Genomic DNA, 11,658 nt, shown 5'->3' with positions numbered 1-11,658 from the left:
AGTCTCCTTACGCGCCTCGCGCACGATCAATCGCGGCTTGGGTGGCCTTGGCGTCGGCCTGATATTTCAGCATGTATTTGTCGCCCGTCAGGGTCACCATCTGCGCGGCGGTGAAAATCACGTTCACCTTGTCGATCGAGCTCAACAGAATGGTGCGCCCATCCGGGCCGATCAGGCGGCGGTTGGTCAGGTGCCACGTGAAGCCGAGCTGCTCCTTGGCGACATACAGCCCGCGCACCCCGATGGCTGCGACCGATCCGACGACACCCGTCCAGGCATGCGGATTGCCCATCGCCATCAACGCGCCCGAGATCGCGACCGCGCCCAGCGCGGCCAACATCACATGCTCTTTCACATAGGTCTTCGTGTTGCCCGAGAAGCTGTCGATCAGCTTTTCACCCGGTTCCAGATCAAGTGTGCGTTCCGACGTATCAGACATAGACGCCCTCGGTCCGGTTTTCGCGCTCCGCTTTCAGGTTGCGCGCAAGTAGGTCCATTGCGGCCATACGCACGGCGACGCCCATTTCCACCTGTTCCTGAATGACCGAACGGTTGATGTCGTCGGCGATGGTGCCGTCAATCTCGACCCCCCGGTTCATCGGGCCGGGGTGCATGACAATGGCGTCGTCCTTGGCATGGGCCAGTTTTTCGGCGTCCAGACCATAGCGGTGATAGTATTCGCGTTCCGAGGGGATAAATCCGCCATCCATACGCTCGCGTTGAAGGCGCAGCATCATGACGACGTCGGCGTCTTTCAGACCCTCTTCCATGTCGTCATAGACCTCGACCCCGAACTGGTCGATCTGGCTGGGCATCAGGGTCGGCGGACCCACAAGGCGCACGCGGTTTTCCATCTTGCCCAGCAGGATCAGGTTCGAACGCGCCACGCGCGAGTGCGCGATGTCACCGCAGATCGCCACGGTCAGACGATGCAGGCGGCCCTTCTCGCGCCGGATGGTCAACGCATCCAAAAGCGCTTGCGTGGGGTGTTCGTGCTTGCCGTCACCTGCGTTCAAGACGGCACAATTCACCTTCTCAGCCAGCAGGTTCACCGCGCCGGAATGCGGGTGGCGCACGACCAGCAGATCCGGGTGCATCGCATTCAGCGTCAGCGCCGTATCAATCAGCGTCTCGCCCTTCTTAATCGACGACGCCTGCATCGCCATGTTCATCACATCCGCACCCAGACGCTTGCCGGCGATCTCGAACGAGGCCTGCGTGCGGGTGGAGTTCTCGAAGAACATGTTGATCTGGGTCAGCCCGGCCAAAGCATCGGAATGCTTCACGGACGAGCGGTTCATCTCGGCATAGCTGTCGGCAAGATCGAGAACGGTTTTGATCTCTTCCGGGTGAAGCTGTTCGATCCCAAGAAGATGTCGTTGGCGGAATGTCATACGGGCCTCCGTCCTGTGTTCCACGCGCTTATAGGGTTGGGGCGCGGGTTCGTCTATCCCTTGTGTGCACGCATCGTGCGATCGTGGGGCGTTTACCTTCCCTTCGGCTGCACTTAGGCTGCGCACATGGAATCGGCACAAGACTGGCACAGCGCAAAAGCGCTTTTGGAATGGCAGATCGAGCTGGGCGCGGTGGATGCAATTTCCGACGCCCCGGTGGATCGCTATGCCTTGGCCCCGTCCGAGCCGAAACCCGCCCCCAAAGCCCAAGCATCCGCACCGGTCGAGCTGCCGAAACGGACCGCCCCAACACCGCCGCCTGCTGAGCCCAAGATCGACTATGTCGCGCTGGCCAAACAAGCCGCCGCAGGGGCGCAGGATCTGGACGGGCTGAAGGCCGCAATTAAAGCCTTTGACGGCTGCGAGCTGAAGAAAGGCGCACGCAACACGGTGATCTCGGACGGCAACCCCGCCGCGCGTGTGATGATCATCGGCGAAGCGCCGGGCCGGGACGAGGATATCGAAGGCCGACCCTTTGTTGGTCGCGCCGGTCAACTTCTGGACAAGATGTTCGCCGCCATCGGCATGGGCCGCGATGTGCCCCTGTCGAAAGACGCGATTTACATCACCAACGTCATGCCATGGCGCCCACCACAAAACCGCGATCCATCGCCCGAGGAAATGGCCATGATGGTCCCCTTCCTCGAACGTCACGTGCAGCTGGTCGCGCCCGAGCTGATCGTCTTGATGGGCAACACCCCGTGCCAAGCCGTCCTCGGCAAGCGCGGCATCACCCGCCTGCGCGGCCACTGGGACAACCAGTGGGGCAGGCCGATCATGCCGATGTTCCACCCCGCCTATCTGCTGCGCAACCCCGCGGCAAAACGCGAGGCATGGGCGGATCTTCTGGAAATCCAAGCAAAACTGAACGAGGGCGCATAGCCCGCCAAATCACAGGCCACATCATGTCCAAAGTTCCTGCCGACAACCAACGCGAGTTCATCCCGGTCCGCATCGCAGTTCTGACCGTGTCCGATAGCCGCTCGATGGACGAGGACCGCTCGGGCGATACGTTGGTCAAACGGTTGGAGGGGGCCGGGCATCTGCTGGCCGACCGCAAGATCATCCGGGACGAACGGGGCGAGATTGCCGACCAGCTGCGCGCATGGTCTTTGGACCCCGAGATTGACGTGGTGATTTCAACCGGCGGCACCGGCTTGACGGGCCGCGATGTCTCGGTCGAGGCGCATCGCGATGTCTATGAAAAAGAAATCGAGGCATTCGGGACAGTCTTCACCATCGTCTCGATGAAAAAGATCGGCACCTCGGCGGTGCAAAGCCGCGCCACGGGGGGCGTCGCCAACGGCACTTATTTCTTCGCCCTGCCCGGCAGCCCCGGTGCTTGCAAGGACGCTTGGGACGACATTCTGGTGCATCAGCTGGATTATCGCCACCACCCCTGCAACTTCGTCGAAATTTTTCCGCGTTTGGACGAACATAAGCGACGGAAGTAATCCGCTCATCCGTTTGATCCGTATGGATCATATGAGCCGACGCTATCGCACCTGTGACCACACGCCGCTTGCCCCGGCCTGAGGCGCGCGTCAGGATAGCATCGGATGAGACGGAGAGATGTATGCGATTTCTGGGACGCAGCCTGATTGGGCTTTTCCTGCTGGCTGCCACGATCGGCCTTTTGGCGATGGCCGGACTGATGGTGCAATCAGCCTTTAAGGCCCGCGCGGATCGCGACAACGCGGCCCCGTCTGGGCGCGAGCGGGTGTTTTCGGCCAATGTGGTCACGCTGGAGCCCGCGACCATTACCCCCATCCTGTCCTCGTTCGGGGAACTCGCCACGCGCCGGGGCCTGGACATCCGCGCCCGTGCCTCGGGCACCGTGGTTGAAATGTCCGAGACCTTCGTAAACGGCGGACAGGTCGAAGAAGGCGCGCTTTTGCTGCGCATCGACCCGACCGACTATAAAGCCGCGCTGGACTTGGCCGAGACAGACCTGACCCAAGCCAAGGCCGAGTTGCGTGATGCAACCGCCGCCTTGGATCTGGCCCGCGATGATCTGGACAACGCCCGACGTCAGGCCGAGCTGCGCGACGCCGCTTTGGCCCGACAAAATGACCTTGTTGAACGGGGTGTCGGCACCGAAGCGGCCGTCGAAAACGCAGCACTCGCAGCCTCGACCGCGGCGCAGGCCGTGCTGGGCAAGCGTCAGGCAGTCATCACAGCCGAAGCCCGTGTCGCCACCGCCGAAGCCACCCTATCCCGCCGCGAGATCGCCCGCGACGAAGCCCAGCGCCGACTGGACGAAACCGAGATACGCGCTTCATTTTCAGGAACTTTGACAGATGTAACCGTGTTGCTCGGCGGCCTTGTTACCCCGAACGAAAAGCTGGCACGCTTGGTCGACCCCAACAAGCTTGAGGTCGGCTTCCGCGTCTCGACCGCGCAATATGCACGGCTTCTGGCAGACAACGGCGCGCTTGCGGATCTACCGGTCACGGTCCGGCTGGAAGCCACCGGCGTAGACCTGACCGCCACCGGCCGCGTGGACCGTGAAAACGCCGATGTGGGTGAAGGACAAACGGGCCGGATGCTCTTTGCCAATCTCGACGCCACACCGGGCTTGCGTCCGGGCGATTTCGTGACCGTCGAACTGTCCGAGCCGCCGTTGGATCAGGTCGTTCGCCTGCCAGCAACCGCACTGGATGCGTCCGGCAATATCCTACTTCTGGGCGAAGGGGACCGGTTGGAAAGCGCACAGGTGACGCTTCTGCGTCGCCAAGGTGATGACGTGCTGGTCCGCGCCTCCGGCCTGAACGGGCGCGAAGCAATCACCAAGCGCAGCCCGGTTTTGGGGGAAGGCATTCGTGTGCGCCCGGTGCGCGATGGCAAACTCACCCCGGAAGCCAAGCCCGAAATGGTCGCGCTGGACCCGGCCCGCGTCGCGCTGTTGAAAAGCTTCGTGGAAAGCAACACGCGGATGCCGGAAAGCGCCCGTGATCGCATCCTGCGCCAGTTAGAGGAAGGCGAGTTGCCCGCTGACACTCTGGCGCGGCTTGAGAAGAACATGGAGAACTGATCCATGACCCCCGCCAACGGCATCCTGTCCTATTTTACCCGCCATGCCACGGTCGCCAATCTGCTGTTGGTGATCCTGATGGCGCTTGGCATCGCCAGCTATCCGCAAATGCGGGCACAGTTCTTCCCCGATGTCGTAGTCGAGACCGTTTCGGTCAACACCACATGGCAGGGCGCTGGTGCCGAGGACGTGGACACCGCCATCGTCCAAGTGCTGGAGCCTTCGCTTCTGGCCGTGGATGGCGTCTCTAGCGTCAGCTCGCGTGCCTTCGAAGGGCGGGCGAACATCACGATGGAGTTCGAGCCCGGCTGGAACGTCAATCAGGCCGCCGATGACATCCAGACTGCGGTAGACGAGATCACCGATCTGCCCGAAGACGCCGACACCCCCCAAGTCCGGCGCGGCGTCTGGCGCGATAGCGTAACGGATGTGGTGATCTCGGGTCCTGTGGCGATTGAACAGCTGGGCCGCTTTGCCGATGAAATGGTGATCCGCCTGTTTGAGCGCGGCGTGACGCGCACCTCGATCCGAGGTTTTGCCGCGCCGCAAACCGTGGTCGAGGTGACCTCGCTGTCGCTCATCGAAAACGATGTGACAATGGCCCAGATTGCCGAAGTCATCGCAGGCGCGGTCAGCACAAACCCGGCGGGCAATGTTTCGTCCGGCGCGGCGCGGGTACGCACGGGTGATCCAAAGCGGACGCCGGATGACATCGCTGCATTGGTCCTGCGCGCCAATGCCGACGGATCGAACCTGACCATCGGAGACGTCGCGACCGTCCGCGTCGAAGGCGTAGACCGCAACCGCTCTTATTTCGTGGGCGATAATCCGGCGATGGCGCTGAACGTCTCGCGATCCGCCCAAGGGGACGCAATCGAGCTGCAAGAGATCGTCGAGGACATCCGCGCCGAGATGCTGGAAACCCTGCCCGAAGGCGTCGAGATCGAACTGATGCGCACGCGGTCAGAGCTGATATCTGCGCGCCTGAAAATGCTGACCGAAAACGGGCTTCAAGGGCTTGGGTTGGTTCTGCTTCTGCTTTTCCTGTTCCTGAACGCCCGCACCGCGTTTTGGGTCGCGGCGGGCATCCCCGTCGCCATGACCACTGCTGTTTTCCTGATGTATATGTCTGGGATCACGATCAACATGATCTCGCTTTTCGCGTTGATCATCACGCTGGGGATCGTGGTGGATGACGCCATCGTGGTAGGCGAACACGCGGATTTTCGGGCCCGCCGGCTGGGCGAAAGCCCCTTCGCAGCGTCCGAGAACGCCGCAAAGCGGATGTTCCCGCCGGTCTTCTCGGCCACCCTGACCACCATCATCGCGTTCTTCGGCGTGACCTCGATCGGTGGACGGTTCGGAGACCTCATCACCGATATCCCCTTCACCGTGATCGTGGTGCTGGCGGCGTCCCTGATCGAGTGCTTCCTGATCCTGCCACACCACATGGCGCATGCGCTGACCCATACAGCGAAGGAACACTGGTATGACTGGCCCTCGCGACAGGTGAACAAAGGCTTCCGCTGGGTGCGTGACAATGCGTTCCGTCCCCTCATGGCGTTGGTGATCAAGGCGCGCTATCCGGTGATAGCGGCGACCATACTGATCTTGGTCAGCCAAGCGTCGATCTTCATTCGCGGCGACCTGACCTTCCGCTTCTTCAGCGCTCCGGAAAGCTCGACCATCACTGCCAACTTTGCCATGGCCGAAGGTGCAACCCGCGCCGATACGAGCGCCATGCTGGACAATCTGCAGCGCGCCGTCGAGAAGACGACAGCCCAGTTCGAGGAAGAATACGGCGCAGACCCCGTGGCCAGCGCACTGGCGCAAATCGGCGGTAACGCGGGGCGCGGCCTGTCGGGCGTGGACAACAAAGATGCGGATCTTCTGGGGTCGATCGTGGTCGAACTGATCGACGCCGACTTGCGCCCCTACTCCACGTTCGAGCTCGTCTCGGCCCTTCAGGACGAGATCGTGAATCACCCTCTACTTGAAGTCCTGTCCTTCCGCGGTGGCCGCTTCGGCCCGGGCGGCGACAGCCTTGATGTCGACCTGTTTGGGGCAACATCCGAGGCCCTGAAAGCCGCCGCCGAAGACCTGAAAACCCAGTTGATTCCATATCCCGAAGTGTCCGCGCTGGAAGACAGCCTGAGCTATGATAAGGAAGAGCTAATTTTGGACCTGACCGCGCAGGGCAAGGCACTTGGCTTCACCATTGATGACCTCAGCCGCGTGTTGCGCAATCGCTTGAACGGTGTCGAGGCTGCCACCTATCCCGACGGCACGCGCTCGGCCGAAATCCGCGTTGAGATTCCGGACGGCGAACGCTCCGCCGATTTCCTTGAACGGATGCAGCTGCGCACGCAGTCCGGTGCCTATGTTAGCCTCGCCGATCTGGTGTCGGTGCAAACGCGCCAGGGCTTCGCCACTGTCCAACGGGAAAACGGCATCCGGATGGTCAATGTCTCGGGTGATATCAGCGAGGACAACGCGGCCCGCGCCGAGGAAATCCAACGCACCATCGAGACCGAAATCCTGCCCGCGCTGGCCGAAACCCACTCGATCGAATACCGCATCGGCGGGCTGGCCGAGCAGCAGCGTGATTTCCTTTCGGATGCACGTACCGGTCTGATTCTGGTGCTGCTGGGGATCTTCCTGACGCTCGCATGGATCTTCTCAAGTTGGACGCGGCCTTTGGTGGTCATGTCGATCATTCCCTTCGGGCTGGTCGGGGCAATTTACGGGCATGTGCAATGGGGGGTTCCGTTGTCCATGTTCTCGGTCGTGGGGCTGATCGGGATGACGGGGATCATCATCAACGATTCCATCGTACTGGTGACCACCATCGACGAATACGCGAAGGAACGCGGGATCATCCCGGCGATCATCGAGGGCACCGCCGACCGCCTGCGCGCGGTGATGCTGACCACCCTGACCACCGTGCTGGGGCTGATGCCGCTGCTGTACGAGACCTCGCGGCAAGCGCAGTTCCTGAAACCCACGGTGATCACGTTGATCTATGGGCTTGGGTTCGGGATGTTTCTGGTACTGCTGATCGTACCATCGCTGATCGCCATTCAGACCGACATCGGTAAGATGCTAGGAACGCTGCGGCGTCTTTGGCACGGGCGCGGGCGTGCGGCGGCGAAACCGGCAGTGCGCGTGACCGGGGTGGCCGCAGGCGCAATGCTGCTGGCCTTCGCCGGGTCCGTCGCGATTTGGGGCGCCACAAACGGCGCGATCCTGCGGGCGGTCATGATGTGCGGAGCCATCGCGGTAATCAGTATGGCGGCGGCCTATTCCAGCCAACGCCGATCGGGGTGATAGAGCCGAGAAGGGGCTTTGCCCCTCTGCGCTTCGCGCATTCACCCCAGGATACTTGAAACAAGAAAAAGAGAGGGGGCTGCCCTCTCCTTCAAGCTTGCGCTTTTCCTTGTGCGGCCATCGGCGTCCCCGCCTGTACCGCTCCTTGAGGCTATATCGCGATAGTTAATATCCCGTTACGCGCTTTTCTTGTCACAAATATCCCTACCGGAGGCCTGAAATCTGCCGAGCGAAGCGAGGCCGCCCCAAACCAAGGGACAGGCCATCAGGCATGGCACATGGGCGGGAGGGTTTAGTCGAACGTCCCCGTCACGCGCCCCAGCAGCATGAACGCCCGCGCGGTGCGGGTGTCGGCCATTGCCGCCAGATCCGCGTCCGAGGCGTTCTTTTCGAACTGCGCGAAGGTCTGGTCGAAGCGACGCAGGAAATGGTGGGCCGTGTCGCGGAACACCGGATCCTTGCGCATCCGTCCCGCCGTCAAAGCCAAGGACGAACGATCCCGCACGCCACCCAACGCAGCAATCTCTTTTCCGCGTTCCCCTGCGGCGAACTTGCGCCAAACCTCGGGGCGGGCGCGGTCGGGGCGCAGGTCGTCCATATAGATGCCGTCTTGCGACATCAGCGTCAGGATATCTTGTGCCGCCTGCACCAGCCCCGCGACCTGACGATCTTCAAGGGCGCGACGCAGGGCGCGGAAGCCCTCGGCATCTTGGGCATGTTCGGGGAAGTGCATCGCGCGGATGAAGTCCTCGATCGACAGCGGCGGGATCATATCTTCGGCCGGCGTGCCAAGTTCGAGCTTCGTTTGATCAACCGGTTCTTTCGCCGTTTCCTCGGGCCCCATCGCTGGCGCTACCGGGTCCGGGTGCGGGTTGGCCAAGTTAGGCATTCCGGGGCGAATCGACACGAACGTCGCCAGCGCCGTTTCTGTCCGGCGCGAGACCTTGGCGATCTCTTCCAGCTTCTGTTCGACCTTCGACACCTGCGCGCCGGGGCCGCCCATGCTTTGTTGCTGCTGCAAATACGCGGTGCGCATCCCGTCGATTGCCGCTTTCAGCCGGGTGCTTTCCTGCCGCATAATCCGCGCCGAGCGCATCGCGGCGACAGCCACCCAGATCATCGCGACAGGCATCGCAATCGCCACGACAACCATCACGAACCGAAGCGGGTCAAAGCCACCCTCAGACGGACCGGTGCCCATCACCATGAAGAACATCGCACATCCCGCCAACCAGACGAAGGACAGGGCCAGACCGATTACCTCGGCCACCGAGAGCGTGGACGCTTCGTCCAGCATCTCTAACGGTGCGGTCCCCTTCGGGGGGAACCGCTTGGTGTCCGGTGTCTGGGGCTTGTCTGCCACGGTTAGATCCAGTCGATGCTCAGGATTTCATAAGCTTTCTCGCCGCCCGGCGTACGGACCTCGACGCTGTCGCCTTCTTCCTTGCCGATCAGGGCGCGGGCCAAGGGGGACTTGATGTTCAGCTTGCCGTTTTCGATATCGGCTTCGGGCTCGCCAACGATCTGATAGGTCTTCTCTTCGTCGGTGTCTTCGTCAACGATCGTGACGGTGGCCGAGAACTTGACGGTGCCAGACATGTTCGCCGGGTCGATCACTTCGGCCAGCGACAGGATGCCTTCGAGTTCCTTAATACGGCCTTCGATGAAGCCCTGCTTTTCGCGGGCCGAGTGGTATTCGGCGTTCTCTTTCAGGTCGCCAAGCTCGCGCGCGGTGGCAATCGCCTCGATGATCGCGGGGCGCTCTACAGTTTTCAGCTGCTTCAACTCGTCATTCAGCGCGGTGTGGCCCGCGCGGGTCAAAGGTATTTTTTCCATCAAACCTGTTCATTTATTGTCGCTCGGCACGAAGGTGCCCGCCAGCGTGGTCTCATTTCGGCTCGGTCGGGTCGAAAATCTAGCAATCCGGCGCGATTTGCAACGCCCTTGTTTGCTTGCACGATTGGATCCGAAATGCAGCATTTCACCCCCGCGCCGCTGGTGTCAGCGCAAACAAAGCCGTGGTTCGGCAAATTTGTCGGAAACACACCCTTGTAACGTCGTGTCCTGATTGACCCGCCCCGTGCGTCAAGCTAACGATCTTGCGAAACGGACCATCCGGGGAAAAGATTATGAGCGACATCGAACGCGAAAGCATGGAATACGACGTGGTGATCGTGGGCGCAGGCCCCGCTGGCCTGTCCGCCGCCATTCGACTGAAACAGCAAGACCCAGACCTTGAGGTTGTGGTGCTAGAGAAGGGCTCGGAAGTGGGCGCGCACATCCTGTCGGGTGCTGTGCTGGACACCTGCGGCTTGGACAAGCTGATCCCGGACTGGAAGGACAAAGGCGCACCGATCAAGACGGAAGTGAAGAAAGACAACTTCCTTGTTCTTGGACCGGCAGGTCACCTGCGCGTGCCGAATTGGCCGATGCCGCCCCTGATGAACAACCACGGCAAATACATCGTCTCGATGGCGAATGTTTGCCGCTGGATGGCCGAACAGGCTGAAGAGCTGGGCGTGGAAATCTTCCCCGGCATGGCCGCATCCGAACTGGTCTATGGCGACAATGGCGAAGTGAAGGGTGTCGTTGCTGGCGTCTTCGGTCTGGAAGCCGACGGATCCTATGGCCCCAACACCGAGCCGGGCATGGAACTACACGGCAAATACGTCTTCATCTCGGAAGGTGTGCGTGGATCGCTGGCGAAAGAGATCATCGCCAAATACGACCTGCAGGCTGGCCGCGACGTTCAGAAATTCGGCGTCGGCATGAAAGAGATCTGGGAGATCGACCCCGCCAAGCACCGCGAAGGCACCGTGACCCACACGATGGGCTGGCCGCTGGGCAAGAACGCAGGCGGTGGCTCGTTCATCTATCACCTGGAAAACAACCAGGTGTTTGTCGGCTTCGTTGTTCACCTGAACTACAAGAACCCGCACCTGTATCCCTACATGGAATTCCAGCGCTTCAAGCATCACCCGGAAATCGCCAAGCTGCTGGAAGGCGGCAAGCGCGTGGCCTACGGTGCGCGTGCGATCTCGGAAGGTGGCTATCAGTCGATGCCGAAAGCTTCGTTCCCCGGTGGCGCACTCTTGGGCTGCTCGGTCGGTCTGGTGAACGTGCCGCGCATCAAGGGCAACCACAACGCCATGCTGTCGGGCATTGCTGCGGCTGATGCGGCAGTGAAGGCCATCAAAGAAGGCCGTTCCAGCGACGAGCTGAACGATTACGAAGAAGAACTGCGCACCGGCGACGTCGCGAAAGACCTGAAGAAGGTCCGCAACGTCAAGCCGCTATGGTCGAAATACGGCCTGACCGCATCGCTGATGCTGGGCGGTCTGGACATGTGGGTCCAGTCGATCTTCAAGTTCTCGCCCTTCGGCACCGTGAAGCACGGCAAGTCCGATGCGGAAGCCACCGGCAAGGCCAAGGATTACCCGGAAATCGACTATCCGAAACCCGATGGCACGCTGTCCTTTGACCGCCTGACCAACGTATCCTTCGCGGCCACCAACCACGAAGAAAGCCAGCCGTGCCACCTGAAGCTGGCAAACCCGGATCTGCCGATCTCGGTCAACCTGCCCGAGTTCGCAGAACCCGCGCAGCGTTACTGCCCGGCCGGTGTGTACGAAGTCGTCGAAGAAGAAGGCAAAGACCCGCGCTTTGTCGTGAACTTCCAGAACTGCGTCCACTGCAAGACCTGCGACATCAAGGACCCCAGCCAGAACATCACTTGGACGGTTCCGCAGGGCGGCGACGGGCCGAACTATCCGAACATGTGATCGCAAGCGATCAAAAAAGCGACAAAGAGGGGCGGCCATGTGCTGCCCCTCATTGTTTTCA

The 11,658-nt window shown here is 61.4% G+C and carries 9 protein-coding genes; 5 read left to right on the top strand and 4 right to left on the bottom strand.

Annotated features, from left to right (window positions below):
• Nucleotides 1-7 precede the first annotated feature (7 nt).
• Complete coding sequence (locus Q0677_RS10605; protein WP_298909469.1) at nucleotides 8-439, bottom strand: hypothetical protein; 432 nt, start codon at nucleotides 437-439, stop codon at nucleotides 8-10.
• A complete protein-coding gene (locus tag Q0677_RS10600) occupies nucleotides 432-1,394 on the bottom strand; it encodes an aspartate carbamoyltransferase catalytic subunit (protein ID WP_133489159.1) in 963 nt (320 codons plus the stop codon). The genes Q0677_RS10605 and Q0677_RS10600 overlap by 8 nt, the downstream gene beginning before the upstream one ends.
• Before the next feature lie 126 nt (nucleotides 1,395-1,520).
• Here Q0677_RS10600 and Q0677_RS10595 point away from each other — a divergent pair, with 126 nt between their 5' ends.
• The 4 genes from Q0677_RS10595 to Q0677_RS10580 all read left to right on the top strand — a co-directional run bounded on the left by Q0677_RS10595 (nucleotide 1,521) and on the right by Q0677_RS10580 (nucleotide 7,815).
• Nucleotides 1,521-2,336, top strand: coding sequence for a uracil-DNA glycosylase (locus tag Q0677_RS10595; protein WP_298909466.1), 816 nt, complete (start codon nucleotides 1,521-1,523; stop codon nucleotides 2,334-2,336).
• A 23-nt stretch (nucleotides 2,337-2,359) separates the two neighbouring features.
• Entirely contained in the window at nucleotides 2,360-2,908 is a 549-nt protein-coding gene (gene moaB, locus Q0677_RS10590; RefSeq protein ID WP_298909464.1) for a molybdenum cofactor biosynthesis protein B, read from the top strand.
• Between the two features lie 122 nt (nucleotides 2,909-3,030).
• Complete coding sequence (locus tag Q0677_RS10585; RefSeq protein WP_298909462.1) at nucleotides 3,031-4,488, top strand: HlyD family efflux transporter periplasmic adaptor subunit; 1,458 nt, start codon at nucleotides 3,031-3,033, stop codon at nucleotides 4,486-4,488.
• Between the two features lie 3 nt (nucleotides 4,489-4,491).
• Nucleotides 4,492-7,815: an efflux RND transporter permease subunit gene (locus Q0677_RS10580; protein WP_298909459.1), complete on the top strand. Its 3,324-nt coding sequence runs from the start codon at nucleotides 4,492-4,494 to the stop codon at nucleotides 7,813-7,815.
• A 292-nt stretch (nucleotides 7,816-8,107) separates the two neighbouring features.
• Here the strand turns inward: Q0677_RS10580 and Q0677_RS10575 are convergent, their stop codons facing one another.
• Nucleotides 8,108-9,112, bottom strand: a complete 1,005-nt coding sequence (locus tag Q0677_RS10575) for a hypothetical protein (RefSeq protein WP_298910449.1) — start codon at nucleotides 9,110-9,112, stop codon at nucleotides 8,108-8,110.
• Nucleotides 9,113-9,180: 68 nt separating this feature from the next.
• The gene (greA, locus tag Q0677_RS10570; RefSeq protein ID WP_133489149.1) at nucleotides 9,181-9,651 is read right to left on the bottom strand and encodes a transcription elongation factor GreA; all 471 of its coding nucleotides are present in this window, start codon (nucleotides 9,649-9,651) and stop codon (nucleotides 9,181-9,183) included.
• A 293-nt stretch (nucleotides 9,652-9,944) separates the two neighbouring features.
• Here greA and Q0677_RS10565 point away from each other — a divergent pair, with 293 nt between their 5' ends.
• On the top strand, nucleotides 9,945-11,597 hold the full coding sequence (locus tag Q0677_RS10565; protein ID WP_298909456.1) for an electron transfer flavoprotein-ubiquinone oxidoreductase: 1,653 nt from the start codon (nucleotides 9,945-9,947) through the stop codon (nucleotides 11,595-11,597).
• Nucleotides 11,598-11,658 lie beyond the last annotated feature (61 nt).

It is taken from the genome of uncultured Aliiroseovarius sp. (assembly GCF_947492455.1).
Classification (GTDB): Bacteria; Pseudomonadota; Alphaproteobacteria; order Rhodobacterales; family Rhodobacteraceae; genus Aliiroseovarius.
The sequence above is the reverse complement of the archived record's forward strand: the minus strand, read 5'-3'. Positions and strand labels throughout refer to the sequence as shown.

Coding starts and splice junctions, on each gene's coding strand:
- Q0677_RS10605 (WP_298909469.1), bottom strand. CDS start 439: ATGTCTGATACGTCGGAACGCACACTTGATCTGGAACCGGGTGAAAAG.
- Q0677_RS10600 (WP_133489159.1), bottom strand. CDS start 1,394: ATGACATTCCGCCAACGACATCTTCTTGGGATCGAACAGCTTCACCCG.
- Q0677_RS10595 (WP_298909466.1), top strand. CDS start 1,521: ATGGAATCGGCACAAGACTGGCACAGCGCAAAAGCGCTTTTGGAATGG.
- moaB (WP_298909464.1), top strand. CDS start 2,360: ATGTCCAAAGTTCCTGCCGACAACCAACGCGAGTTCATCCCGGTCCGC.
- Q0677_RS10585 (WP_298909462.1), top strand. CDS start 3,031: ATGCGATTTCTGGGACGCAGCCTGATTGGGCTTTTCCTGCTGGCTGCC.
- Q0677_RS10580 (WP_298909459.1), top strand. CDS start 4,492: ATGACCCCCGCCAACGGCATCCTGTCCTATTTTACCCGCCATGCCACG.
- Q0677_RS10575 (WP_298910449.1), bottom strand. CDS start 9,112: ATGCTGGACGAAGCGTCCACGCTCTCGGTGGCCGAGGTAATCGGTCTG.
- greA (WP_133489149.1), bottom strand. CDS start 9,651: ATGGAAAAAATACCTTTGACCCGCGCGGGCCACACCGCGCTGAATGAC.
- Q0677_RS10565 (WP_298909456.1), top strand. CDS start 9,945: ATGAGCGACATCGAACGCGAAAGCATGGAATACGACGTGGTGATCGTG.